Source organism: Streptomyces fructofermentans, from assembly GCF_014651055.1.
GTDB lineage: Bacteria > Actinomycetota > Actinomycetes > Streptomycetales > Streptomycetaceae > Streptomyces > Streptomyces fructofermentans.
Map to the genome: position 1 here is coordinate 40,327 of NZ_BMWD01000032.1, position 25,128 is coordinate 65,454.

The 25,128-nt window shown below is 73.8% G+C and carries 18 protein-coding genes; 10 read left to right on the forward strand and 8 right to left on the reverse strand.

Annotated features, from left to right (window positions below; all coding sequences use genetic code 11):
- Positions 1-16 precede the first annotated feature (16 nt).
- The 3 genes from IE265_RS32540 (at position 17) to IE265_RS32550 (ending at position 4,124) form a co-directional block, all read left to right on the forward strand.
- Positions 17-973 carry a class I SAM-dependent methyltransferase gene (locus IE265_RS32540; RefSeq protein ID WP_190039354.1) on the forward strand — a complete coding sequence of 319 codons (957 nt, stop codon included), beginning with the start codon at positions 17-19 and terminating at the stop codon, positions 971-973.
- Between the two features lie 206 nt (positions 974-1,179).
- Positions 1,180-2,766 carry a CDP-glycerol glycerophosphotransferase family protein gene (locus tag IE265_RS32545; RefSeq protein WP_190039355.1) on the forward strand — a complete coding sequence of 529 codons (1,587 nt, stop codon included), beginning with the start codon at positions 1,180-1,182 and terminating at the stop codon, positions 2,764-2,766.
- A complete protein-coding gene (locus IE265_RS32550) occupies positions 2,763-4,124 on the forward strand; it encodes a hypothetical protein (RefSeq protein WP_229916778.1) in 1,362 nt (453 codons plus the stop codon). Before IE265_RS32545 ends, IE265_RS32550 begins: the two co-directional genes overlap by 4 nt.
- A 187-nt stretch (positions 4,125-4,311) precedes the next feature.
- Here the strand turns inward: IE265_RS32550 and IE265_RS32555 are convergent, their stop codons facing one another.
- Positions 4,312-4,725 carry an organic hydroperoxide resistance protein gene (locus IE265_RS32555; protein ID WP_190039356.1) on the reverse strand — a complete coding sequence of 138 codons (414 nt, stop codon included), beginning with the start codon at positions 4,723-4,725 and terminating at the stop codon, positions 4,312-4,314.
- 126 nt (positions 4,726-4,851) lie between these two features.
- On the opposite strand from IE265_RS32555, the gene IE265_RS32560 reads away from it, so the two are divergent.
- The 4 genes from IE265_RS32560 (at position 4,852) to galE (ending at position 9,675) form a co-directional block, all read left to right on the forward strand.
- Positions 4,852-5,409, forward strand: a complete 558-nt coding sequence (locus IE265_RS32560) for a MarR family winged helix-turn-helix transcriptional regulator (RefSeq protein ID WP_229916780.1) — start codon at positions 4,852-4,854, stop codon at positions 5,407-5,409.
- Positions 5,410-5,682: 273 nt separating this feature from the next.
- A complete protein-coding gene (locus IE265_RS32565) occupies positions 5,683-6,867 on the forward strand; it encodes a glycosyltransferase 87 family protein (protein WP_190039383.1) in 1,185 nt (394 codons plus the stop codon).
- 118 nt (positions 6,868-6,985) lie between these two features.
- Positions 6,986-8,614 (forward strand): glycosyltransferase family 2 protein, encoded by a 1,629-nt coding sequence (locus IE265_RS32570; RefSeq protein ID WP_190039384.1) that lies wholly within the window; start codon positions 6,986-6,988, stop codon positions 8,612-8,614.
- A 59-nt stretch (positions 8,615-8,673) separates the two neighbouring features.
- A complete protein-coding gene (gene galE / locus IE265_RS32575; RefSeq protein ID WP_190039358.1) occupies positions 8,674-9,675 on the forward strand; it encodes a UDP-glucose 4-epimerase GalE in 1,002 nt (333 codons plus the stop codon).
- A gap of 302 nt (positions 9,676-9,977) precedes the next feature.
- Here galE and IE265_RS32580 read toward each other — a convergent pair whose 3' ends face one another.
- On the reverse strand, positions 9,978-10,199 hold the full coding sequence (locus tag IE265_RS32580; RefSeq protein WP_055517933.1) for a hypothetical protein: 222 nt from the start codon (positions 10,197-10,199) through the stop codon (positions 9,978-9,980).
- A gap of 208 nt (positions 10,200-10,407) precedes the next feature.
- On the reverse strand, positions 10,408-11,040 hold the full coding sequence (locus tag IE265_RS32585; protein WP_190039359.1) for a TetR/AcrR family transcriptional regulator: 633 nt from the start codon (positions 11,038-11,040) through the stop codon (positions 10,408-10,410).
- A 193-nt stretch (positions 11,041-11,233) separates the two neighbouring features.
- Between IE265_RS32585 and IE265_RS32590 the strand changes: the two genes are divergently transcribed.
- Positions 11,234-12,184, forward strand: a complete 951-nt coding sequence (locus IE265_RS32590) for an ABC transporter permease (RefSeq protein ID WP_190039360.1) — start codon at positions 11,234-11,236, stop codon at positions 12,182-12,184.
- A 94-nt stretch (positions 12,185-12,278) separates the two neighbouring features.
- Complete coding sequence (locus tag IE265_RS32595) at positions 12,279-13,049, forward strand: ABC transporter ATP-binding protein (protein ID WP_190039385.1); 771 nt, start codon at positions 12,279-12,281, stop codon at positions 13,047-13,049.
- Positions 13,050-13,222: 173 nt separating this feature from the next.
- Here IE265_RS32595 and IE265_RS32600 read toward each other — a convergent pair whose 3' ends face one another.
- The 5 genes from IE265_RS32600 to IE265_RS32620 all read right to left on the reverse strand — a co-directional run bounded on the left by IE265_RS32600 (position 13,223) and on the right by IE265_RS32620 (position 24,148).
- The gene (locus IE265_RS32600; protein ID WP_229916781.1) at positions 13,223-14,323 is read right to left on the reverse strand and encodes a glycosyltransferase; all 1,101 of its coding nucleotides are present in this window, start codon (positions 14,321-14,323) and stop codon (positions 13,223-13,225) included.
- Positions 14,320-17,190, reverse strand: a complete 2,871-nt coding sequence (locus tag IE265_RS32605) for a bifunctional glycosyltransferase/CDP-glycerol:glycerophosphate glycerophosphotransferase (RefSeq protein WP_190039361.1) — start codon at positions 17,188-17,190, stop codon at positions 14,320-14,322. The genes IE265_RS32600 and IE265_RS32605 overlap by 4 nt, the downstream gene beginning before the upstream one ends.
- A 151-nt stretch (positions 17,191-17,341) precedes the next feature.
- On the reverse strand, positions 17,342-22,270 hold the full coding sequence (locus IE265_RS32610) for an NAD-glutamate dehydrogenase (protein ID WP_190039362.1): 4,929 nt from the start codon (positions 22,268-22,270) through the stop codon (positions 17,342-17,344).
- Between the two features lie 635 nt (positions 22,271-22,905).
- Positions 22,906-23,571: an HAD family hydrolase gene (locus IE265_RS32615; RefSeq protein WP_190039363.1), complete on the reverse strand. Its 666-nt coding sequence runs from the start codon at positions 23,569-23,571 to the stop codon at positions 22,906-22,908.
- Between the two features lie 61 nt (positions 23,572-23,632).
- Positions 23,633-24,148 carry a DUF6912 family protein gene (locus IE265_RS32620; protein ID WP_190039364.1) on the reverse strand — a complete coding sequence of 172 codons (516 nt, stop codon included), beginning with the start codon at positions 24,146-24,148 and terminating at the stop codon, positions 23,633-23,635.
- 333 nt (positions 24,149-24,481) lie between these two features.
- Here IE265_RS32620 and IE265_RS32625 point away from each other — a divergent pair, with 333 nt between their 5' ends.
- Complete coding sequence (locus IE265_RS32625; RefSeq protein WP_190039365.1) at positions 24,482-25,003, forward strand: Rv3235 family protein; 522 nt, start codon at positions 24,482-24,484, stop codon at positions 25,001-25,003.
- Positions 25,004-25,128: the final 125 nt, after the last annotated feature.

Consider the following 25,128-nt stretch of genomic DNA (forward strand, 5'->3'; position numbering starts at 1 on the left):
GTCCTCCGGAGCACCCATGACCCCGAGCACCACCGAACTGCCCCGTCCCAAGGCCCTGTCGGAGGTCAAGGGCCGGTTCCGTCCGGTCGACCGGCAGCTCTTCGACTGGATCCAGTCCCGTCAGCCGGATCGCGCGGAGCCCGGAAACCTGCTGGAAATCGGCGCCTGCACGGGCAAGAGCGCCGTCTTCATGGGCGCGTCCCGGCGGGCGGAGGACGCGTTCACGGTGTGCGGCCTCTTCGACTCGCCCGCGCCGGACGCCGCGAACGACCGGGAGACGGCCACGTCGTACGCGACGCCGACCCGTCGGGCCTTCGAGGCCAACCACCTGTCCTTCCACGACACCCTGCCTGAGATCGTCCGGGCGTCGGCCTCGGTGGTCGTGGACCGTGCCCCCGCCGCGAGCTGCCGGTTCGCGCACGTCGACGCCTCGCACCTGTACGAGCACGCGCACGCGGGCATCGGGGCCGTGCGCGACGTCCCGCTCCCCGAGGGTGTCGTGGTGCTGGACGACCACCGCGCCGGGCACTGCCCGGGCGTCGCCTGCGCCACCCGGGGCGTGGTCGCCGCCCTCGGCCTGAACCCGATATGCGTGACGGGCACGAAGTCCCACGGCACGTGGGGTGCCGCCGAGCCGCTGCGCGACGGGCCGCTGGAGTGGCCGGCCGGCCGCGACGACCTGTGGCACGAGGTGCAGCAGGTCGCGGGCCGCGGACCGATCCGCGTGGACGGCAGGAAGGCCGTGGAGCACGGGCACCCGGTGTCCCGGCACGCGGGCGAGGGGGAGCCGTCCGGCGCGGCAACCGGGTCCGCCGGGCCTGCGGCGTCGTCGCGTCCCGGCCCCGCCCGTCCCGCTCCGGCGCGCCCCGCGCCCACCGCTCCGGCGGGCCGTCCGGGCCGGGCCCGCAGGCTCGCCAAGGACCTGCTGCCGCCGATCGTCACGCGGGGGCCGGCCCGGCGCCGCGGGCGCTGACGGCGCGCGGGGGCGGGGCGGTCCGACGACGGGTCCGCCCCGCCCCCGCGCCGTCCCGGAGCGGGCCTCCCTCGGGCCGTCGACGCGGCCCGCGGCCCACTCGCGGGCGGGCGCACCGCGGGCCCGCGCCCGCCCCCCGGACCCGTACCGCCGCGCCCGCCCCGCCCCGCCGGGCGCACCGCACGAACAGGGAGAGCACGCAGCACATGCCCCGCTTCAGCATCACCGTCACCGCCCAGGGCGTCGCGGGGCGGCTCGCGACGGCCGTCGAACCGGTTCCCGCCCAGCGCCTCGGCGACGTCGGGCCGATGCCGGACCGCGGGGCGGAGGACTTCCCGGCGGGAGACCCGGCCGCCGGGTACGCGGCGCGCGATCCGCGCCCCCTGCCGACCGACTCCCCGGGCACCGGACAGGCGGGGGCGGCCCCCTTGCGCCGCGCGGGGAGGCCGCACCGCCGTCACCGCCGGCCGGAGCGCCGCGCGCCCGTGACGCGGTGCCCCGGTGCCGGTACCGCGCTCCGCGTCCGGTTCACGGATTCCCGGAGAGCGCCCGCAGCCCTCGCCACCCGACGGCCGCACCCCGTCGGGCCCGCGTACGGGCGGTGTCCCCGCCCGCCGCTGGACGGGAACCCCGCCGTGCGCACCGTGCACCGGGGCGGCGGCCGCGACACGGCCGCCGCGCACCGCGGGACGCGGGCCGAGTACCCGTTCGACGGCGTCGACTTCGACCACGCCCACACGACCGCACCCGTCGACCGGGTGGGCGTGCACCACCGGCAGCGCCGACAGGGCGACGCGCTGCGCACCCCCAGCCGGGAGCGTTTCGAGGTGTTCGCACAGTACGGGCGGCTGTTCCGGTTCATCGCGGGACGGCCGGTGCCGGAGCGGTGGCGCGGACTCCCGTACGGCCGCTGCCTGTTCGTCCTTGGCCGACGGGACCGCGTACCGCCGTCGGCCCGGCCCGAGTTCCACCGGCGGGCCGTCCGTGGCCCGCGCGCGGACCGGCCACCGGGGCACCGGCTCGGCGCGCGCGTGCCGCGGGCGGCCGCCCGTCTGGTGGCGTGCGGCCCGTACCTGCTGCGCCGGCTGCACCGGGTGGCGGCGGCATGCCGCACGGCGCTGCGCAGGCGGCTGCGGACCCGGCGCCGACTGCTGCGGAGTGCGGTGCTCGCCGTGCACCGGCTGGTCGTGCCCGGGCTGCCGCTCGGCCCGGGCCCCGCCGTGCACGCGGCGCTCCCGCACGACGGCCTCCTCTGCGGTCCGGCCCCGGTCCCCGGCGGGGCCCAAGAGCTCTCCCCGCGCACCAGGGGTGTGCGGGTGGCCGGCGGGGAGTACGCGGGGACGCCGCCGCCCGGCGTCGAGCACGTCCTGCCGGGCAGCCGCGCGCCCAAGCGGGTGGCGGCGCGTGCCACGTATCCGGTCAACGGCGTCAACCGGGCGCACGAGCCGGTCGAGCGGAAGGGGTCGGTTCACATCCATACCCATCAGGGCACGCCACCGAGGTCGATGGGCGCGGCTCCGCTCGCGCCCCCGGGGGCGCGCGGCGGTGCCGGCGTCCCGAGGGCGCCGCAGGTGACACGCGACGAGGACGCTCCGGCGCGGCTGTTCGCCCCGGCCGCGTGGTGCGACGAGGAGCCCGCCCGGCCGCGGGCCGTGTCCCGGGAGCGGTTCGGCGGGTACGACGACGGCCCGGCCGCCGAGCGGGCCGTACGGCAGCCGGTGCCGGGCGGGGACACCGCCCCGCCCACGGTTCCCGCTCCGGGCGCCAGGCACGACCTGCCGGCGCGCTCATGAGGGCTCGCCCCGCCGTCTGGGTGCTGTTCGTCGCCGCCCTCTTCGGCTGCCTGCAGCTCGCGAACGTCTCCGGCCGCGACACCCCCGACAGCCGCAACTACCTCTCGTACGGGCTGAGTCTGGGCGGCGCGGGCAAGGCCGAGGCGACGCACCGCACGATCGAGTACGTGTGCGCGAGCCGGGCCGGCAAGGCCTCGCGCGCGCAGAGCGTGAACCTCCGCCGCTTCCGCGCCCCGGATCCGGGCCCCGAGGTGCGCGAGGAGTGCCGGAAGCACTACGAGTCGCTCACCGGGCACCGCCTCCGGGCGGGACAGACCTCCGGGTGGACGGCGCCCTTCGCGAGCGAGCGGTTCATGCGCATCTTCGAGGTGCGGCCCGGGTTCCCGCTGCTGCTCGTTCCGTTCGTGACGGTGCTGGGCGCGACCTGGGGGCTGTGGGCCGCGGGGGTGTGCGTCGCGGCGGCCGGCGGTGTCCTGGTGTTCCTGGTGCTGCGGACCGTGGGCGTCCCGGTGTGGGCCGCGCTGACCGGGCAGGTCCTGTACTACGTGCTGCCGACCGGCGCGACGGCGATGCGGCCCATGACCGAGGGCACGATGCTCGCGCTGACGCTGACCGCGCTGTGGGGCTGCGCGCTGCTGCTGCGCGGGCGGCGGGGGGCCTGGCCGGTGGCCCTGTCGCTGGCGCTGCTGTTCACGGTGAAGCACTCGCAGGCGCTGTTCCTGGCGGTGTGCCTCGCGGCGGCCTGCGCCGTGCTCGCCCTGTACCGCCGGCGGGCCGGGCGGCCGGTGGGCGCCGCCGTGCGGACCCTGCTGACGGTGTCGGCCGCCGCGGCGGCCGGCACGGTCCTGCTGTCGCGGCTGCTGCGCTACCCGTCCGAGTCGGAGAGCCTCCAGGACCTGCTCACCGACCACTACAACATGGCGGACCGGGAGCGGCCGTGGCCGGAGTTCCTGCGCCTGGAGGCGAACTTCTGGACGGAGTGGCTGCGCCGGCAGTTCCTGCAACCGCTGCTCCTGGCGCTGCTGGCGGCCGGCGGCTGGGGGGCACTGCGGTACCGGCCCGCCTTCGGGGCGCTGCTCGCCGCCGCGGCGGGCACAGGCGTGCTGGCCGTCTCAGCGCACCCCGACATCGCCATCGACAGGCTGTGGGTGATGGTGTGGCTGCTGCCGGTGGTGGGCGTACCGCTGCTGCTGACGGGGCTCGTGGAGGCGGACTCGCTCTCCCGCGGACTGCGGGCACTCCCGTCCCCGGGCGCCCCGCCCCGGACACCGGCGCCCCGGACGCGTGAGGGGCTGGGCCCGGCGCGGTCGGGTCCCGGCGCGAAGGGCCCGGGCCCGAAGGGCTCGTCCGACGGCTGAGGGCCCGACCGGCCCGACCGGCCCTGCGCGTGCGCGTCGGCCGCGACCGCCCCGTACGCCCGGACCGTCCGTCCGCCCCGACCGTCCGTCCGCCTGCTCCGCCCCGTTCGGTGCGGACGCGCCGCCGCCCCCACCCGGAAAGGACGGATGGGGGCGGCGGATACGGGCGGGCGCCCGGCGGCGGGGACTACTCGACGACGATCTCGACCGGGATGTTGCCGCGGGTCGCGTTGGAGTACGGGCACACCTGGTGCGCCTGGTCGACCAGCTTGCGCCCGGTCGCGGCGTCGAGGCCCTCGGGCAGCTCCACGCGCAGCGTGACGGCGAGCGCGAAGCCCTCGCCCTGCTTGCCTATGCCGACCTCGGCGGTCACCGCGGCCTCGCTGACGTCGACCTTGGCGGCGCGGCCCACCAGGCCGAGGGCGCTGGCGAAACACGCGGAGTACCCGGCGGCGAAGAGCTGCTCCGGGTTCGTGCCCTGACCGTTGCCGCCCATCTCCGCCGGAATGCCGAGCTGGAGGTCGAGCCGCCCGTCGGAGCTGTAGGCCCGGCCCTCGCGGCCGTGGGTGGCGGTGGCGACGGCGGTGTAGAGCGCGTCCATGGGAAACCATCCCTCTCAGGTCGATGTCGTCTCGGCGGGCCCTGTCCGGGCCGCTTCACGACCATGAGTAGAGCACACAATTTAGTTGTGCACAACTAAATGGCGACCCAGAGGTACCCTGGACGCATGACCACGACGCCCGCACCCGCCGAGCGCGACCGCGAGCCCCGCTCCGACACCGCCGACAGCACACACAGCCCAGACAGCGCCGACAGCGCCGGCAGCACCGACGACTTCCTCCGCCTCGACCAGCAGATCTGCTTCTCGCTGAACGCGGCCTCGCGCGCCTTCGGCGGCGTGTACCGGGTGATCCTCAAGGAACTCGGGCTCACCTACCCCCAGTACCTGGTCATGCTCGCGCTGTGGGAGCACGGCGAGCTGCCCGTGAAGAAGGTCGGCGAGCACCTCCGGCTCGACTCCGGGACCCTGTCGCCGCTGCTGAAGCGGCTGGAGGCGGCCGGCCTCGTGCGGCGCGAGCGCAGCGCCGCGGACGAGCGGTCCGTCGTGGTCCGGCCCACCGAGGAGGGCACGGCCCTGCGCGGGCGGGCGGTGCGCGTGCCGCGCCGGATCGTCGCCGCGACCGGCTTCGACCTCACGGAGATCCTCGAACTGCGCGCCCGGCTCGACCGGCTCACCTCGGCGCTGGACACGGCCCTGCTTGAGGACGCGCCGGACCCCGCGTAGTCCGGCCCCTTCCCGGCCGCTTCCCAGTCGCACCGGACCCCGCGCAGTCCGGTCGCTCCCGGTCGCCGCCGGTCGCGCCGAGGCGGCGGACCCCGTGGCGCGGGCCCCACCGCCGGACGACCTTCGACGCCACCGGCGCCACTTCGCCCGATATGGACGCGCATACGGCTTACGATCCCCCGGGTGACGCTCTGGACGAAGCCCCGGCCGCTGTCCCGGACACGGTCCCGCCTGCTGCTCCTCGCCGCCGCCTGGACCGCCGGGCGCGCCCTGATGCTCCTGCTGCTCGCCCGGGACGGCACCGCGCCCCTGGGCGTCGGCGGGGTCGGGCGCGAGGTCCACGAGCTGTACGCCCGCTGGTACGGCGTCCTCGCACAGGGCACGTTCCCGCCGGGCGACCGGCTGTGGCAGTACCCTCCGGGCGCCGGGCCGCTCCTGCTGTCCCCCGGGCTGCTGCCGGGGCTGACGTACTTCCAGGCCTTCGTGGCCCTCACCCTCGCCACCGACGCCCTGGTGACCGCCGCCCTGGTCCGCGCGGGCCGCCGGACGGGCGGCAGCCTGACCGGAGCCGCCCTGTGGACCGCGGCACTCCCGCTCCTCCTGCACCTCCCGCTCGCCCGGTACGACGTGCAGGTCACCGCGTTCGCCGTGCTCTCCCTGCTGGCGGTGGCGCGCTCCACGCGCGTGTGCGGCGCGTTCGCCGCACTCGGCGCCCTGGTCAAGGTGTGGCCGGCGCTCGCGCTGATCGGCCTCCCGCGGGGCCGGACCACCAGGCGGGCGTGGACGTCGGCGGCCGTCACGGCCGGCGCTCTGCTGCTCGTCCTCGCCGCGCTGTTCCGCGAACCGTTCGGGTTCCTGCGCCAGCAGGGCGGCAGGGGCGTGCAGATCGAGTCGCTGGGCGGCACGGCCCTGTCCCTCGCCCGGCACGCGGGCTGGCCGGGACGGGTGCGCTACCGCTACGGGGCGATGGAGTTCACCGGCCCCCATGTCGGCACGGTCGCGGCGGTGTCGCTCGCGCTCACCGCCGCCGCCTTCGGCGTCCTGCTGCTGTGGCGGCTGCGGGCCCGCCGCTGGACGCCGGCGACCCCGTACGACGCGGCGTTCGCGGCGGTGCTCCTGTTCACCGTGACGAGCCGGGTGATCAGTCCCCAGTACCTGGTGTGGCTGCTCGGCCTGGCCGCCGTCTGCCTGACCTCGCGCCACACCACGCAGCGCCCGGTGGCCGCGCTCGTCGTGGCGGCCGCCGCCCTCAGCTCGCTCGCCTATCCGGTCCTGTACGCCGACGTCATGGCGTGCACCTGGACGGGCTCCCTGCTGATGCTCGCCCGCAACGCCCTGCTGGTGGCCGCCGCCGCACTCTCCCTCCACCGGCTGTGGACGTCCACGACCCGCTCCGCGCGACCCGGCGCCGGGCACCCCGCGCCCGGCCGCCGCCGCGAGACAGCGAGCACGGCTTAACGGAGAATTGCCCCACTGACTACCATTTCGCCTCGTGGAAGCGATCCGAGCCGTGGCCACCGCCTCCTCCCATCAGCCCCATCAGCCCCATCCGTTCACTCCGGCCCACCCTTCCCAGGTGAGCGTCGTCGTCATCGGGTACGACGACGCCGCCCATGTGGCGGACGCCGTGCGCTCGGCCCTCGCGCAGGGGCCCGCCGTACGCGAGGTGGTCGCCGTGGACGACTGCTCGGCGGACGGCAGCGCGGACCTGCTGGAACGGCTCGCGCGCGACGAGCCGCGGCTGAGGGTCGTGCGCCGCGCCGTCAACAGCGGCGGCTGCGGCACCCCGCGCAACGACGGGATCGACGCCGCCACCGCCCCCTACGTGATGTTCCTCGACAGCGACGACGTACTGCCGCCCGGCGCGGTCGACGCGCTGCTCGGCGCGGCGCGCAGGCACGGCGCGGAGGTGGCGGCCGGGCTGTGCGTCCGGCGCGAGGTGCCCTCCGGTCGCGAGGTCCGCTGGCAGCCCGCCCTGTACGCGGCGGAGGCCGTCGTGCCGCACCCCTCGCGGCACGCCCGGCTGGTCCACGACACGCTGTGCGTCAACAAGCTCTACCGCACCCGCTTCCTGCGCGAGCACGGCATCCGCTTCCCCGAAGGGCGCTTCCCCTACGAGGACTTCGTCTTCGGCGCGCGCGTGCTCGCCGCCGGGCCGCGCATGGCGCTGGTCCCGGACACGGTGTACGTCTGGCACGTCCGCCGGGGCGCCGGGCACCTGTCGATCTCGCTGGACCGGGCGGGCATCGACAACTGGCGGTCCAGGATCACCGCGGACGGCCAGGCGTACGACATCCTGCTCGCGGCCGGCGAGAAGCGCCTCGCGCGGGCCGCGCGGGCGCGGTTCGTCGACCGGAGCCTGCGGATGTACGCGCGTGAACTCGGCCTGCGCGACGCCGCGTACCGCAGGCAGTGGTGGACCCTGACCCGCGCGTACCTCTCGACGTTCGACGCGGGCGACCTCGCGCCCGCCCCGGCGCCCGGGCGGATCGTGGCGCAGGTCGTCCTGGCCTCCGAGGCGCCGTGCGACCTGGCCCGCGTCAGGGAGGTCGCCGCGCGGCCGTCCCGGCTGCGGCCACCGTACGCCCGAGCCGCCGACGGCACGCCGGTGTGGTCCGCCGACCTCCCGCAGGTCACCCTGGAGCACCTGCTGTTCCGGCCCGTGCACCTGCTGCCCGTGGCCGTCGACGCGGAACTGTGGCCCCGCGCGCGCGGCACCCTGCTCCGGCTGCGCCTGCACGAGCTGTACGGGCGGATGGCACAGGCCGCGCCGGTGTCCGTGGACGCCGTGTTCGTGGACCGGGACCACGGCACGGCCGGGCTCACGGTCACGTCGGCGCTCCGGGCGGAGGCACCGGACGGGCGGGGCACGGCGGGCGGGGCCGCGTCCGCCGGCCCCGGGCCCGGCGGCGCGCCCGACGCCTGGACGGCCGAGGTTCCCGTCGCCCTCTCGGCGCTCGGCTCCGGAACCTGGGACCTGCGCCTGCGTGTCCGCTTCCACGACGGCACGGTCCGCGAGAGCACCGCGCACGCCGTCACGGGGCCGGGCCGGCTGCGCCGGACGGTCGTGCCGAGCGCCCGGCACGGGGTCCTCCTCGTCCAGCCGTACGCGACCCAGGCCGGCTCGCTCGCGCTGCGGCTCGCGACCGGCGGGCGCGGGGCGGCGGGCGTGCTGCGCGGACGGCTGCGGCGTTTGCTTCACTGAGTGCGGCACCGCCGGCACGACCGACGACCACCGAGGGACACACGAGGGGACGGCAGCACATGACCTGGCTGATCACCGGCGGCGCCGGCTACATCGGGGCGCACGTCGTCCGCGCGATGACCGGGGCGGGCGAACGGGCCGTGGTCTACGACGACCTGTCCACCGGCATCGCCGAGCGGATCCCCGACGGCGTTCCGCTGGTCGTCGGCTCGACCCTGGACGGGGAGCGGGTGGCCCGTGCGCTGCGGGACCACTCCGTCACCGGGGTGGTGCACCTGGCGGCGAAGAAGCAGGTGGGCGAGTCGGTGGAGCTGCCCCTGCACTACTACCGCGAGAACGTCGAGGGGCTGCGGGTGCTGCTCCAGGCGGTCACGGCCGCCGCGGTGCCGTCCTTCGTCCTCTCGTCCTCGGCCGCGGTGTACGGGATGCCGTCCGCGGCGGACGGCGGCGCGCTCGTCACCGAGGACACGCCCTGCGAGCCGATGAGCCCGTACGGCGAGACGAAGCTCGCCGGCGAGTGGATGGTCCGCGCCACGGGCCGCGCGCACGGCCTCTCGACGGCCTGCCTGCGCTACTTCAACGTGGCGGGCTCGGCCGCGCCCGAACTGGCCGACACCGGTGTCTTCAACCTCGTTCCGATGGTCTTCGAGAAGCTCACGGCGGGCGAGCCGCCGAGGATCTTCGGCGACGACTACCCGACGCCGGACGGCACGTGTGTGCGCGACTACATCCACGTCGTCGACCTGGCGGAGGCCCATGTGGCCACCGCCCGCCGCCTGGCCACGGCACCCGGCACGGACCTGACCCTCAACATCGGCCGCGGCGAGGGTGTGTCGGTGCGCGAGATGATCGACCTGATCAACGCGGTGACGGATCGCGCGCTGCCCCCGGTCGTCGGCCCCCGCCGGCCCGGCGACCCCGCGCGCGTCGTCGCCTCCGCCGACCGCGCCACGGCCGAACTGGCCTGGAAGGCGCGCCACGGCGTCCAGGACATGATCACCTCGGCCTGGGAGGGCTGGCTGCGGCTGCACCCGGAGGCCCGCCGGGACGACCGGTCCTGACGCCGCTCCCGGCGACGCCGTGACCGGCGGGCCCGCGGGCACCGCCACGGGGCGGACGCGGTCGCGGGCGGGCCGAGGCGCCTCACGTGCCGCTGCCGGACCGGCGCAGGGCGGGTGCCACGGGCGGCAGGCCCGGGTCAGCCGCCGGCGACGCCCGGTCTACCGGGCCTCCGGGCTGCCCCCGGCGCCCCGCGCGCCCCGCGCGCCCTCGGGAGCCTCCGGACCCGCTCGGCCCGGAAAACACTCTCGCCGCGGGCCGGACGTGGTCCTGGGCCGCGGCGAGGGCGTTCTGGCGGCGTCCGTCAGAGCTTGTCCATGCGCGTGTAGGGGCTGACGATACGGGCCTGGCGGGAGCCGAAGTCGACGAGCATCGCGATGCCCTCCTCGACGCCGACGATCCTGCCCAGGCCGAACTGGTCGTGCGTAACACGGTCACCCAGGGCGAAGTGCTTGGCGACCGGGACAACCGGAGCTTTGAAGGGACTGGTGGACAGGTGGCGCCGGGGCGCGGATGGCTTCGTCATCGTGATTCCAGTATGCGCCCCCGGAGGCCCCGGGAGTGAGGCGTGGAAGACAACGATCCGGCGGCTACAGCCGTCGGAGGGCCGCCCGGCGCCCGTGCGGGGCCGCCGCGGGAGGCCCTCGCGGCACGGCCCCGGAAGTCCGGCGGAACCCTCCGGCACGTCCCTCACGTGGGGCGTCGCGCGGACCCGGCCCTCGGGCACGGCCCGTCTACAGCGCCTTGAGCGCCGCCGCCGTGGCCCGGGCCAGGCTCTCCAGATGACCCTTCGACAGCCGGGCGCCGCGGATCACCAGTACCCGCCAATAGAGCGGTCCGGAGATCAGGTCGAGGGCCAGGTCCCGGTCGATCCCGGTGCGCACCTCGCCGCGCGCCGCGGCCGCGGCGACGATCCCGCTCGCGACCCCCTCCTGCCCCTCCCGGAGCGCCTTCTCCAGCGCCTCGGCGATCTCGGGGTTGCGGGCCGCCTCCGCCTGGAGGTCCGGGATGATCTGCGAGGCGGCGGGGTGGCGCAGGGCCCGTGACGTGACCTCGTACAGCAGCCGCAGGTCGCCCTCCAGCGTGCCCGTGTCGGGTGCGGGCAGCCCCTGCACGGCCACCGCGGAGACCAGGTCGAGCACGAGGTGCAGCTTGGACCGCCACCGGCGGTAGACCGCCGTCTTGCCGACACCCGCGCGCCGGGCGATCCCCTCGATGGACATCCGCGCGTACCCGACGGCCGCGAGCTCCTCGAAGACGGCCGCGCGGATGGCCTCCGTCACGTCCTCCCGGAGCACCGCCGCCCCGGCGGGCGCCCTGCGGCGCGGCTGCCGGTCCCGCGGGGTCCCGTCGGCGTTCGTCGTCATGCGGGACAGCTTAGGGCCGTCACGACGAAACGGTTGCGTTCCGACGTTACGACGACCTACGCTCACGTCACGACGATACGGTCCCGTCCCGACGTAAGACGCTGCTGTCGCCCGCATGTGCGCGGGCGGGGCAGAACCGTCCCGGCGCGGCGCGATCGTCCGCCCATCCCTCCCCCGAGCGAAAGCGACGGATGTGAGCCAGGCCCTCCACACTCCGCCCCCGGCCGCGACGACGGCACCGCCGGCTGGCGCCGCGCGGGAACCGCGCACCCCGCCGGACGACCTCGCGGCGCTCGCCGCCCGCCACGGCCTCACCGTCAGCGGCGCCCGCCCCGCCCTGCCCGCGTACGTGCGCGGCCTGTGGGCGCGGCGGCACTTCATCACCGCGTTCGCGACGGCCAAGCTCACCGCCCAGTACAGCCAGGCGAGGCTCGGGCAGGTCTGGCAGGTCGCCACACCGCTGCTGAACGCGGCGGTCTACTACTTCATCTTCGGCGTCCTGATGGGCACCAAGCACGGCGTGCCCGACTACGTCCCGTTCCTGGTCACCGGCGTGTTCGTCTGGACCTTCACCCAGAGTTCGATCATGGCGGGCACCCGGGCGATCTCCGGCAGCCTCGGCCTCGTCCGCGCCCTGCACTTCCCCCGGGCCGCGCTGCCCGTGTCGTACGCGCTCCAGCAGCTCCAGCAGCTGCTGTTCTCGATGGCCGCGCTGGTCGTGATCCTGCTCTGCTTCGGCGTCCCGGTGAGCGCGTCCTGGCTCCTCGCGGTCCCGGCGCTGGTCCTTCAGTCCACGTTCAACGCGGGCGTCGCGCTGATCGTGGCGAGGCTGGGCGCGCGGACGCCGGACATCGCCCAGCTCATGCCGTTCGTGCTGCGAACGTGGATGTACGGGTCCGGCGTCATGTGGAGCCTCGACCACGTGCTGAGCGACCGCGACCTGCCGCACCCCGTGCTGATCGCGCTGGAGTGCAACCCCGCCGCCGTCTACATCGACCTCATGCGGTTCGCGCTGATCGACAGCTTCCCGGCGAGCGGGCTCCCCCCTCACGCATGGGCGGTCGCGGCGGGCTGGGCCCTGCTCGCGGGCGTCGGCGGGTTCATCTACTTCTGGAAGGCAGAGGAGACCTACGGCCGTGGCTGACCTGAACGCGAGCACGCGGAGGACGACCCGCACGGCAGCGCGTACGGGCGCGGGAACAACCCCGGCGACGGGCGGGGGTACGGCGGCGGAACCGGTGCCCACCGTCGTCGCGGACCGCGTCGACATCGTCTACCGGGTCAACGGCACGGGCGCCGGGCGCGGCAGCGCCACCGCGGCGCTGCACCGCATCCTGCGCCGCGGGAGCGCCGAGCGGGCGGCGGGCGTCCGCACGGTGCACGCCGTCAGGAGCGTCTCCTTCACCGCGTACCGGGGCGAGGCGATCGGCCTGATCGGCACGAATGGCTCCGGCAAGTCCACGCTGCTCAAGGCCGTCGCCGGGCTGCTGCCCGTGGAGAGCGGCCGCATCTACACGGACGGGCAGCCCTCCCTGCTCGGCGTCAACGCGGCGCTGATGAACGACCTGACCGGTGAGCGCAACGTCCACCTCGGCGGGCTCGCCATGGGGATGACGAGGGAGCAGGTACGCGCGCGCCACCAGGAGATCGTCGACTTCTCCGGGATCAACGAGAAGGGGGACTTCATCACGCTCCCCATGCGCACCTACTCGTCCGGCATGGCCGCCCGGCTGCGCTTCTCCATCGCGGCGGCCAAGGACCACGACGTGCTGATGATCGACGAGGCCCTGGCGACCGGGGACCGCTCGTTCCAGAAGCGCTCCGAGGCCCGGATCCGTGAGCTGCGCAAGCACGCCGGGACGGTGTTCCTGGTGAGCCACAACAACAAGTCGATCCGGGACACCTGCGACCGGGTGCTCTGGCTCGAACGCGGCGAGCTGCGGATGGACGGCGCCACGGAGGACGTGCTGAAGGAGTACGAGGCGTTCACCGGCGGCGGCCGGGCCTGAGGACGTGCCCGCCGACTCGCCTGACGACCGGCCTGCCGCCCGGCGGGTGGCATGGCCCGCCCGGCGGGTGGCGTGCCCGCAGACCGGCAGCCGCGGGCCCCGGGGCGCGGACCCTGGGCCGCGCCCGGCACACGTTCCGGCACACGCTGAGGCCCGTGCCCGGCCTGCGCGCCTCAGCGCTCCAGGAACCCGAACAGGTCCTCCCAGCGCCGCACGATCTCGGCCGTCGTGAACCGCTGGATGTTGACCCGCGCGGCCTCCCCCATCCGGTCCCGCAGCTCCTTGTCGGACATCAGGGTGTCCAGGCGTCGGGCCAGCTCACCGGTGTTGCCGACCGCGGCGAGCAGCCCGTCCTCGCCGTCGCGGACGATCTCGTGGACACCGGGCGCGCAATCGAACGCGGCGCACGGCACGGCCGCGGCCATGGCCTCCATCAGCGCGAGCGGGAAGCCCTCGCCGCGGGAGGACTGGACGAAGACGGAGCCGCCGCGCAGTGCGCCCGGCACATCGCCCGTGCGGCCCATCCAGTGCACGGAGTCGTCGAGGCCGAGGTCCGTGCACTGCTTCCTGAGCAGCTCCTCGTCCTCGCCCGATCCGTAGATGCGCAGGTCCCAGTCGGGGTGGAGCGGTGCCACCTCCGCCCAGGTGTCGAGGAGCATGTCGATGCCCTTCTGGTCGTGCAGCCGTCCGATGCTGACGACGGACTTCCCGGTACGCGGCGAGGGCACCTCGGGCATGAACGGCAGCGGGTTCGGCATGAACGAGGCGTTGTTCATGCCGTGCACGATCCAGAGGTCGGCGTCCTCCCGGGTGAGCGCCAGCATCCGGTCGACGTCCCGGTAGTGCCTGCGCACCCGCTGGAAGCGCGAGCAGGCCCTGGAGTACGCGAACGACTCGTGGCTCATGCCGATCACGGTCAGGCCCCGGGTGTCGGCCAGCGCCACCCACTCCATCGCCCACACCTGCGTGACGATCACGACCGCCCGGGGCCGCGCCGCCCGGAACAGCGCGGTCAGCCTCGCGGCCTGCTCCCGCATGCCGGCGTCCCGCGCCCGGCCGGGACGCGGCGGCTGTCCCGCGTAGAGCGTCGTCGTCGGGTACGGGACGTCGCCGATCTCCTGCGAGACCCCGGGCGGGGTGATGCCCACGACGTGGACGCGGTGTCCGCGCCCGGTGAGGAGCCGGGCCATCTGGTGCGACCAGCTGGTGACCCCGCCCAGCTCGTCCACGCTGTTGGAGACGAAGAAGACGTCCCGCTCGACGGTCGCGGTCACGCGCGCCTCCACTCGGAGAAGAACTGGTCGACGACGGCGCGGGCGGCGCCGCCCGTGTCGTACTCCCCGAACTCCGCGACGAAACCGTCCCGCGCCTCCGCGTACTTCACGGACTGCTCGTCCAGGGACTCCAGGGCGGTGTGCAGTTCCCGCTCGGTGCGCACGACCGGCCCGGGGGCCCGTTCGAGCAGGTCGAAGTAGGTGCCGCGGCCCTCGTGCACGTACTCCTCGTAGTCGTACGCGAAGAAGAACATCGGCCGGCCGAGCAGCGCGTAGTCGAACATCACGGACGAGTAGTCGGTGATGAGCCCGTCGGCGAGTTCGAGGAGCGGGGTCACGTCGTGGTGGGCCGACACGTCGAGGACCCGGCCGCGCACGGACGGCGGCAGCACCACGTGGTTGAGGTAGTGCGAGCGCACGAGCAGCACGTACCGGTCGCCGAACACGTCCGCGAACCGCTCCACGTCGAAGGGCAGCTCGAACCGCCTCTGCCTGCCCCCCTGGTGGCGGAACGTGGGCGCGTACAGCAGGACGGCACGGTCGTCCGGGATGCCCAGCTCCCGCGCGAGCGGCCCGCGCCGGCGGGGGCCGCCGGCGCGCAGCTCCTCGCGACGGGCCCGTACGAGGGCGTCGTTGCGCGGGTAGCCCACCCGCAGCAGGGTCTTCTCCTTCAGCCGGAACGCCCGTGCCAGGGTGCGCACATCGTGTTCGGAGCGGATCAGGAAGCGGTCGAAGCGGTCGAGGACCCGCTGCTGCTCGGCCTGCGCGGGGCGGGGCCTGAGCTTCCACTCGGGTTCGTCGAAGCCCATCCGCTTGAGCGCCGAGCCGTGCCAGGTCTGGAGGTAGGTCGTCCCGCGCCGCTTGGTCAGCTTCAGCGGATAGCTCTGGTTGTCGATCCAGAACGCGGCGCGGGCCAGCGCCCTGAGGTAGGGCAGCGACCAGCGGCGTACGAGCACGGCGTCGTCCGGGAAGCCCTCGGGGCTGCCCGCGTACGACCACACCGCCTCGAAGTCGAGCCCCTGGCGCCGCATCTCCTCGTAGATCGCCTTCGGGCTGTCGCTGTACTGGCGGCCGAGGTGGCTCTCGAAGACGACCAGGCGCCGCTTCACCGGCAGCCGGCTGAACACCTCGTGGTACAGCCTGATCTTGCTGTCGCCCGAGGTCAGCCTGCCGCGCAGCCGCTTGGCCCCTCGGTAACCGGACTTGGCGAGCCGCCCGGGCGTGCCGCGCACGCCACTGGCGACCAGCGTCTCCACCCTCTCGCGCGTGACGATCCGGAAGGCGAGGTGTCCGCGCGAGGAGACCTCGGGCGCGATGCGGTCGGCGACCAGCCGGGTGAGCCGGGGCCGTACGGGGAACCGCCCGGCCACGAGGCCCGGTTCGCAGGCGGTGAGGCGGGTCGTGGTGCGCACGCCGTCGACGCCGAGGTGCAGCCGTACGTCCCACACGGCGTCCACCACTCCCAGCGGGCGCAGCCCGTGCGAGAGGTCCGGCGACGCCTCCCAGGCGATGGCGTCGCCCTCGTGCCGCAGCGCGGTCACGGGGAAGCGGAAGGTCTGGAACCGGACGCCCTTACGGCGGGCGCCGAACTCCAGCTCGCCGGTCAGCCGGGCGCCCGGGGGCACGACTCCGAGGGGGTTGGTGATGCGCCCGGCCAGCCGGACCGTGCCGGACCGCTCCGCGTAGCCGGTGAGGACGTTGCGCAGGAACATCCGCTCGACGGGCTTGGTGTGGTGGCCGAGTTCGGTGACGTCGAGGACGTGCCGCGCGAAGTCGTCGTCGAGGTGCTCGGCACACCAGTAGACGCGGCCGTCGCGCTCCACGAGCGGGGCGGAGATCTTGTCGCGGTTGGTGAGTGTGTCGACGGCCGGGAGCAGGTTGTCCCAGTCGCTCCTCTCCAGGAGCAGGGCGCAGACGGCGTGGATGGGATCCACCTCGTCGTAGGCCGCCCGGTCGATCGACTCCAGGTAGGCGCGCGCGGTCGCGGCGAACTCCTCGCGGTAGCCGGCGTCCCGGAAGGGCAGGTCACGCAGGTGCAGCACCAGGTCGTGCTTGAGGAACTTGACGTCCTTGTGGAACTTGAGGTCCAGCAGCCCGTTGTCGGCGAGGAGCCGGTCGACCCTGCGGTGGATCTCCATCCGGTGGCGGAAGTTGGCGATCTCGGCGCGCCGGTTGCTGATCGACTTCTCCGTGGCGCGGTCGCTGACGTTCCAGTCGTAGACGCGGTTCGGGACGAGGGTGATGCGCCGGGCGGCGACGTAGGCCTGCGCCGAGAAGAGCAGGTCCTCGTAGTGGATGCCGACGGGGAAGCGCAGTTCCTGTTCGACCAGGAACTGCCTGCGGTAGCACTTGTTCGTCGAGAGGGTGTCGAAGACCAGCAGGTCGGGCAGTTCGGAGATCGAGTCCAGGGTGCGGGTGCGCGTGTACAGCCAGGGGTACCACTTGACCTCCTTGCCGTTGCGCGAGTCGACGTGCACCCGTACGCAGAGCCCGGAGACGAGGTCGGCGCCGGTCGTCTCGGCCGCCTCCAGCATGTTGCGGCAGGCGTCGCGCTGCAGGACGTCGTCGCTGTCGAGGAAGAGGACGTAGGTGCCGCGCGCCTCGGCGATGCCGCGGTTGCGGGGGGCGCCGCACCCTCCGCTGTTCTCGTCCAGCCGGTGGGCGCGCACGCGGTCGGGCCACGCGGCGGCCAGCCGCCGTGCCACGTCGTACGAGCCGTCCGTGCTGTGGTCGTCGACGATCACGACCTCGACGCCGCGCAGCGTCTGCTCCAGCACGGAGCGCACGGCTGTGGGGAGGCGCGCCTCGTCGTTGTAGACGATCACGACGACGGACACGTCCGGCGACCGGAGCGATTCCTCTTTCATCTGATTAATCCTAAATGCCCGTCATGCAACCGCGAGTGCGGTGTAGGCCGCTCGGGCGTCCCCGCTCCGGGTGGGAGGCACCTGCCGCCCGGAGCGGCGCACGAAGAAGGGGCGCCCCCCGGCAGGGGGCGCCCCTTCTCCCGTCACGCCGCTACGAGTGCGTACGCAGCATCGTCCTCATCGTCCGCATCGCGACCGACAGGTTCGCCAGGTCGAAGGACTCGGAGGTCTGGATCTCCTCCAGGGTCGTGCGGGCCCGTGCGAGGAGCGCCGTGTTCCTCTCCTCCCACGCCTTGAAGCGCTGCTCCGGCGTGGAGGTGCCGTTGCCGGCCGCGAGGACGTCGGCGGTGAGCGCCGCGTGCGCCGCGTACAGGTCCTCACGGATGGAGGCGCGGGCCATGGACTGCCAGCGGTCCGCGCGCGGCAGCTCGATGATGCGGTCCATGAGCTGGGTGATCTGCAGGCGGTCGGCCAGGTCGTAGTAGACCTCGGCGACCTCCATCGGGTCCTTGCCCATGCGGTCGCCCACCGCGACGATGTCGAGCGTCGGGAAGGCGGACGAGAACCCGGCCACGCGCTGCGCCAGTTCGTCGGGCACACCGGCACCGGACAGCTCGTCGAAGATCTGCTGGTACCACTCCGAGTCGGCGCCCCGCACCAGCCTGGGCAGTTCGCCCCAGACGCGCGCGACCCCCTCGCTGAAGAAGTCGATCGTCTCGGCGAGCTGCAGGGGCTGCGGCCTGTTGTTGAGCAGCCAGCGCGTACCGCGTTCCACGAGGCGCCGCGAGTGCAGCCGGATCCGGGTCTGGACGGCCGCGTCGACCGTGTTGTCCAGGGACTCGACACCGTCCCACACCCCGCTGGACCCGAAGATCGCGCGGGCCGCGGTCTGCGCCCTGACGATCTCCTCCAGCGAGGCGCCCGTCTCCTCCCGCAGCCGGTGCAGGAAGCTCGTACCGCCGGTGTTGACCGTGTCGTTGACCAGCACGGTCGTGACGATCTCGCGCCGCAGCGGGTGGCTGTCGATCTGCTCGGTGAACTCCCGGCGCAGCGCGGTCGGGAAGTACGCGTACAGCAGGCTCTTCAGGTACGGGTCGTCGGGCAGCGACGTGTGCAGCAGCTCGTCGGCCACCGTGATCTTCGTGTAGGCGAGCAGGACGGCCGTCTCCGGCTGGGTCAGGCCGTGCCCGGTGTTCAGGCGCTCCCGGATCTGCCGCTCCGTGGGCATGAACTCCAGGGCGCGGTCGAGGTGGCCCTCGCGCACCAGGTGCCGCAGGTAGCGGTGCTGGGCGTGGAGCATGCTCGGGGACTGGGCGAGCGCGTTGGCGAGCGCCGTGTTCTGCGCGTAGTTGTTGCGCAGTACGAGGGCGCCGACCTCGTCGGTCATCTCGGCGAGCAGCTTGTTGCGCTGCTTGACGGTCATGTCGCCTTCCCCGACGACCGCGTTGAGCAGGATCTTGATGTTCACCTCGTGGTCGGAGGTGTCCACGCCCGCGCTGTTGTCGATGGCGTCGGTGTTGACCCGGCCGCCGGCCTGCGCGAACTCGATGCGGCCGAGCTGGGTGAGACCGAGGTTGCCGCCCTCGCCGACGACCTTGACCCGGAGGTCGGCACCGTCGACCCGGATCGCGTCGTTGGCCTTGTCGCCGACGTCGGCGTGCGTCTCGGTCGACGCCTTCACATAGGTGCCGATGCCGCCGTTCCACAGCAGGTCGACGGGCGCCTTGAGGATCGCCCGCATCAGGTCGGCGGGGGTCATCTTGACGATGTTGCCCTCGATGCCCAGGGCCTCGCGGATGTGGCTGTTGAGCTGGATCGCCTTGGCGGTGCGCGGGAAGATGCCACCGCCCTGCGACAGGAGTTCCTTGTCGTAGTCGGCCCAGGAGGAGCGCGGCAGCTCGAACAGCCTGCGCCGCTCCGCGTACGAGGTGGCCGCGTCCGGGGACGGGTCGATGAAGATGTGCCGGTGGTCGAAGGCCGCGACCAGGCGGATGTGCTCGGACAGCAGCATGCCGTTGCCGAACACGTCGCCGGACATGTCGCCGACGCCGACGACCGTGAAGTCCTCGGTCTGGGTGTCGACGCCCAGTTCCCGGAAGTGCCGCTTGACGGACTCCCAGGCGCCGCGGGCGGTGATGCCCATCTTCTTGTGGTCGTAGCCCGCGCTGCCGCCGGAGGCGAAGGCGTCGCCGAGCCAGAAGTTGTAGCTCTCCGCGACCCCGTTGGCGATGTCCGAGAACGTCGCCGTGCCCTTGTCCGCGGCGACCACGAGGTACGTGTCGTCCTCGTCGTGCCGGACGACGTCCGCGGGCGGCACGACCTCGCCGGCCACCATGTTGTCGGTGATGTCGAGCAGCGCCGAGATGAACGTCTTGTAGCTGCGGATGCCCTCCGCCAGCCAGGCGTCGCGGTCCGCGGCCGGGTCCGGCAGCTGCTTGGCGACGAAGCCGCCCTTGGCGCCGACCGGCACGATGACGGTGTTCTTCACCATCTGCGCCTTGACCAGGCCGAGGATCTCGGTCCGGAAGTCCTCACGCCGGTCGGACCAGCGCAGACCGCCTCGCGCGACCTTGCCGAACCGCAGGTGCACACCCTCGACACGCGGCGAGTACACCCAGATCTCGTACGCCGGGCGCGGCGCCGGCAGGTCCGGGATGGCCTGCGGGTCGAACTTCATGGAGACGTACTCGTGCGGCACCCCGCCGGCCGCCTCCTGGAAGACGTTGGTGCGCAGGGTCGCCTTGATGACGGTCAGGAAGGAGCGCAGGATCCGGTCCTCGTCCAGGCTCGCCACCTGGTCGAGGGCGGCCTCCAGCTCCTCCAGCAGGGCGTCGGTCAGCTCGGTGCCGGCGCGCTGCCGGTCCGGGGACATCCGCGCCTCGAAGAGGGAGACCAGCAGCCGGGTGGTGTGGACGTTGCTGCGGAGGGTGTCCTCCATGTAGTCCTGGCTGAAGGTCGACCCGGCCTGGCGCAGATACTTGGCGTAGGCGCGCAGCACCACCGCCTGCCGCCAGTTCAGGCCGGCGCTCAGGACGAGGGAGTTGAATCCGTCGTTCTCCGCCTGCCCGGTCCAGGTCGCCGAGAAGGCCTCCTGGAACCGCTCGCGGCCGTCGTCGCCGAGGTGGTCGGCGCCGCCGTTGCCGGACGTGGGCATGCGCAGGCCGAAGTCGTAGATCCACGCGGACCCGCGGTCCGAGCAGCGCAGCTCGTACGGGCGCTCGTCGGTGACCTCGACGCCCAGCCGGGTGAGGACGGGCAGTACCGCGGACAGTGAGACCGGCGCCCCGGTGCGGTAGATCTTGAAGCGGCGCTCTCCGGGTGCGGCGCCCACCGGCTCGTACAGGCTGAGCTCGAAGTCCTTGCCCTGGCCGAGCTGCTCCAGGCGCACCAGGTCGGCGACCGCGGCGCGCGGGTTGTGGTCGGCCTTGTAGCCCTCGGGGATCGCGTTGCCGTAGCGGCGGACGAGTTCGGCCGCGCGCTCCTCGCCGCACTCGGCGTTCAGCGCCTCGGCGAAGCCGTCGGTCCAGGAGCGGGCCGCCTCGACGAGCCGTGTCTCGATGCGCTCCTTGTCCGCGTCGGAGAGCTGGGCCAGCTCGGTGCCCTGCGGGACCCGGACGACGAAGTGCAGCCGGGAGAGGATCGACTCGGTGTTCCAGGCCGTGAAGTCGACACTGGTGCCGCCGAGCTCCTCCTTCAGGATGTCGATGATCCGCAGCCGTACGCCGGTGGTGTAGCGGTCGCGCGGCAGGTAGACGAGGGCCGAGTAGTAGCGCCCGTACTCGTCCTGGCGCAGGTAGAGCCGCAGGCGGCGGCGCTCCTGGAGGTACAGCACCGAGGTGACGATGGCGCGCAGCTCGTCGGGCGGCGTCTGGAACAGCTCGTCGCGCGGGTACGTCTCCAGGATCTGGAGCAGGTCGCGGCCGTCGTGGCTGTTGGGCGAGAACCCGGCGCCCCTGAGGACCTCCGCGACCTTGCGGCGCACCACGGGGACGCGGCGCACCGACTCGGTGTACGCGGCGGAGGAGAAGAGGCCGAGGAAGCGGCGCTCGCCGATGACGTTGCCCGACTCGTCGAACTTCTTCACGCCGACGTAGTCGAGGTAGGAGGGCCGGTGCACGGTGGCCCGGCTGTTGGCCTTCGTCAGGACGAGGAGCTTGTGCTCGCGGGCCTTGGCGCGGGCGTCGGCGGGCAGCCGCTCGAAGGACGGGCTGACCGGGTGGCTGTCCTCGCCGTGCTGCGGGTCGGAGCGCAGGATGCCGAGGCCGGTGCCGGGGACCGCGGCGAGCACGTCGTCGTCGCGCAGTTCGTACTCGCGGTACCCGAGGAACGTGAAGTGGTCGTCGGCGAGCCAGCGCAGCAGCTCGCGGGCCTCCTCGACCTCCTGGTCGCGCAGGTCGTCGGCGGTCGGCTCGATGGGCAGTTCCTCGGCCATGCGCAGCGCGCCGTCGCGCATCTTCTCCCAGTCCTCGACGGCCTCGCGGACGTCGGACAGGACACGCAGCAGGTCGGCGGTGATCTGCTTCAGGTCGGCGCGGTCGGTCTCGCGGTCGATCTCGACGTGGATCCAGGACTCGACGGAGGCGTCGTGAGGAAGCTCGCCGGTGGGCCGGGTCCTGAGCACCTCCAGCAGCCTGCCGGTGAGGTCGCGCCGTACGACGAACTGCGGGTGGATGACCACGTGGATGCCGCGGCCCTGCCGGGAGAGCTCGTTGGTCACGGAGTCGACGAGGAAGGGCATGTCGTCGGTGACGACCTCGACGACGGAGTGGCTGCAGGTCCAGCCGTTCTCCTCGACCGTCGGGGTGTGGACTCTCACGTTGGCCGTGCCCTGAGGGCGGTTCTCGGCCAGCCGGTAGTGCGAGAAGGCTGCTCCGAAGACATCGACCGGGTCGCGGTCGGCGAGGTCCTCCGGGGCGGTGTGCAGGTAGTAGCGCTGGAGGAACGCGAGCACGGTGTCCCGGTCCGGGGTGCTCTCGTCCGTCTTCCCAGTCGGTAGGTGCGCCCCGACCGGGCTGTTCTCAGCTACCCGGGCGGCCCGTTCGAGCAGCTCGGCCTTTGCTTCGTCCAGCTTGGTCTGCATTGTCCTCTGGCTCCTGTCGCGCGCCGTTGCGTGACGTCGTTGAACGTGAAGTGACGTAGCGCCGAGACGCGGGGTGTCCGGTCTGGTCCGACGCTATGTCGCGATGAGAGATGAGCGGGGAGTATTCGGCCATTCTTGGCGCGCCCGGAGGCTGTGACGCTGCTCTCGGTGCGCTGTCCGCGCCGTCCCACTCGGGAAGACCAGCGATCGCCCGGTCACGGATGTCGTCCGTGCGGTCCGGGCGCAGGGCAGGGGCGACGATGCCCCCGCGACGTATCGCGCTGATCACGGCACAAGGCTATCGCCCCGGACGGGGGCCTCGTCATGAGCCGTATGTGTACAAAAGAGGGGGCCCTATTTTGACACTCTGCACAGTTTCGCGGCACTGCGCGTCATCGGCGGTGCCTCGCGGTCACCTGCCGCCCCACTGAGCCGCACAGGACACCCGGCGGCGGGCAGGATCCGCGGCCGCCGCTCGAACGCGAACCGCGCCGCCCGCCGGAATCCCCGGCCCGGCCGCGGCGTGGACGGAGCACGGTCCGCAGCCTTCGGCGGAGCCGCCCGGCAAGCACCCTCGGCGGAGCCGCCCGGCGGCACCCTCGGCGCAACGCCGGGCGGAGCCGCCGGCCGGGCCGTCAGGCCGCCAGCCGCTCCGCCTCAGCGACCGCTTCCTCCAGGGTGTCCACCACGGGCACCCCGACGCCTTCGAGGCTGGCGCGGCTGTGCGACCCGCCGGTGTAGAGCACGGCCCGCGCGCCCACGTGCAGCGCCGCGACGGCGTCGTCCGCCGCGTCCCCGATCACCACCGTGCGGGCGGGCTCGACTCCCGCCAGCGCCCGCACGTGGCGCACCATGTGCTCGGCCTTGCTGCCCCCCGACGGCCCGGTCCGGCCGTCGACCCGTACGAAGTGCGCCTCGATGCCGAAGCCGCGCACCAGGGGGACGAGGTCCTCGTGCCCGTACATGCTCAGGATCGACTGGCTGCGGCCCGCGGACTCCCACCCGGCGAGCAGCGTGGGCACCCCGTCGGTGAGCCCGCAGCCGATCCGGTGCTCCGTGTAGTAGCGGTGGAAGGTCACGTCCATGACCTCCCACTCCTCGTCCGTCGGCAGCCGCCCGATCAGCCGCTCGTAGAACCTGGGCACCGGGACGCAGTACAGCTCCCGGTACCTCTCCAGCGTGATCGGCGCCAGGCCGAGCTCGGCGAAGGCCGCGTTCGTCGCGCCGATGATGGCCGTGTTGTCGTGGAACAGGGTCCCGTTCCAGTCCCAGACGATGTGTGCCGTTCCGTGCGTCCCCATACGGAAAAAATACCCGGCCGCACCGACAACGCGCCGCGCGGGGAAGGGCACGGGGCGCGCCTCAGCCGTCGAGTCCCACCAGGTTGCGGATCTCCTGCGTGGCGAACCAGAGCAGCTCGTGGTCCTCGACCCCGTCCACGACGAACTGGGCGTCGTCGTCCCCCCGGTCCGCGGCACCCAGCGCGGCCGCGGCCGCCGACACGTCGGCCTCGGCGTCGTCCGCGTCCACGTGCACGGCCGCCGCCTTGCGCAGCGGAACCGCCGCGGCCACGCGCACCTCACCGAGCGACGAGGGGTCGAGCCCCCGGTCGGGGTCGGGGACGGCGGACCCGTCGGGCACGTCGACGGCGACGACGACGCGCCGCCGCACGACCCCGGGCTCGATGGCGATCAGCCGCAGCGAGGCAAGGGCGGCCCGGTTCAGCGCCGCGTACTCCAGTTCCTCGATGTCGTCGGAGAGGTACCACTCGCGCAGCGCGGGCGTGACGGCGTACGCGGCGAAGGGTCCCGGGCCCAGCTCACCCGTCTTGTACGCCTCGGCGAGACCGGAGAGGGTCAGGGGGACGTACACGCGCATGGCAGGCCGCTTTCGTAGTCGGGCGTCGTGGGCGGAGGGCTCCGGGAAGGCGGTCGCACGCCTCCGGGGAGGGCCTTCAGGATACGTGCGGGCGTCCCCCTTCGGGTCCGGGCCGCCCGCTCCGCGGCGTCCACCGCGCGCACCGCCCGTCACCCGGTGCACCCCCGTCCTTCCGGGCTCCGCGGCCCTCCCCGTCACCCTGATAAGTGAACCTTCCGGCCGCCCGGCCGTCCGCACGTCGTCCTTGCGGTGCCCCGCCCCGGCCTCGTACAAGATCCCCAACAGCAAGTTACCGGCCGGTATCAATTCGGCCCGACCGATCGGGGATCCGTCGTGAACAAGGTGATGACCAGGGCGAAGCGCACGTCCGGCACCCGCCCGCCCGTACGTCACGACACCCGCCGCCCGGGCGGCGGCACGACCCGCAGGGGCCCGGAGAGGGGCGCACCGAGCACCGCACGGGCCGCGACCGCGCCCCCGGTGGCCGCCGGACACCCCGCCGGCGCCGCCCCGCAGCCCCGGCCCACGGACCTCTTCGCCGACCGCCTGCTCGCCGTGCTGAGCGGACAGCGGCCGGTCCACTGCATGCTCCGGCACACCGCGGGCCGCGCGTACGACGAACTGGCCTGGCTGGCGGAACGCGGACCGCTGCGCACCCGCGGCACCCGTCCGGTGATCCGCGACATCGGCTACTACGTGCCCCGCCCCGGTGCCGTCGAGGCCTTCGCCCGCATCGGCGCGGGCGACCAGCTCAGGGCGATGGCCTTCCGGCTGGAGCAGGGAGCCGACCTCCGCTGGCGCTGCACGGCCGTGGAACTGGGCGGCGCCCGCATGCCCCGCCCGGCCGACGACTGACCCGCCCCACCCCGCCGTCGAGGCTCTCCGACCGCCCGCGGGTTCCGGACGCCCGCGGGTTCCGGACGCCCGCAGGGTGCGCACGCGCCCGGCCGGTCCGAAGAGCGCCTGCCGGGTCCGGCGGC

What these genes read in the sequence shown, in the direction of transcription:
- IE265_RS32540 (WP_190039354.1), top strand. Translation starts at nt 17, where the DNA reads ATGACCCCGAGCACCACCGAACTGCCCCGTCCCAAGGCCCTGTCGGAG.
- IE265_RS32545 (WP_190039355.1), top strand. Translation starts at nt 1,180, where the DNA reads ATGCCCCGCTTCAGCATCACCGTCACCGCCCAGGGCGTCGCGGGGCGG.
- IE265_RS32550 (WP_229916778.1), top strand. Translation starts at nt 2,763, where the DNA reads ATGAGGGCTCGCCCCGCCGTCTGGGTGCTGTTCGTCGCCGCCCTCTTC.
- IE265_RS32555 (WP_190039356.1), bottom strand. Translation starts at nt 4,725, where the DNA reads ATGGACGCGCTCTACACCGCCGTCGCCACCGCCACCCACGGCCGCGAG.
- IE265_RS32560 (WP_229916780.1), top strand. Translation starts at nt 4,852, where the DNA reads ATGACCACGACGCCCGCACCCGCCGAGCGCGACCGCGAGCCCCGCTCC.
- IE265_RS32565 (WP_190039383.1), top strand. Translation starts at nt 5,683, where the DNA reads ATGCTCCTGCTGCTCGCCCGGGACGGCACCGCGCCCCTGGGCGTCGGC.
- galE (WP_190039358.1), top strand. Translation starts at nt 8,674, where the DNA reads ATGACCTGGCTGATCACCGGCGGCGCCGGCTACATCGGGGCGCACGTC.
- IE265_RS32580 (WP_055517933.1), bottom strand. Translation starts at nt 10,199, where the DNA reads ATGACGAAGCCATCCGCGCCCCGGCGCCACCTGTCCACCAGTCCCTTC.
- IE265_RS32585 (WP_190039359.1), bottom strand. Translation starts at nt 11,040, where the DNA reads ATGACGACGAACGCCGACGGGACCCCGCGGGACCGGCAGCCGCGCCGC.
- IE265_RS32605 (WP_190039361.1), bottom strand. Translation starts at nt 17,190, where the DNA reads ATGAAAGAGGAATCGCTCCGGTCGCCGGACGTGTCCGTCGTCGTGATC.
- IE265_RS32610 (WP_190039362.1), bottom strand. Translation starts at nt 22,270, where the DNA reads ATGCAGACCAAGCTGGACGAAGCAAAGGCCGAGCTGCTCGAACGGGCC.
- IE265_RS32615 (WP_190039363.1), bottom strand. Translation starts at nt 23,571, where the DNA reads ATGGGGACGCACGGAACGGCACACATCGTCTGGGACTGGAACGGGACC.
- IE265_RS32620 (WP_190039364.1), bottom strand. Translation starts at nt 24,148, where the DNA reads ATGCGCGTGTACGTCCCCCTGACCCTCTCCGGTCTCGCCGAGGCGTAC.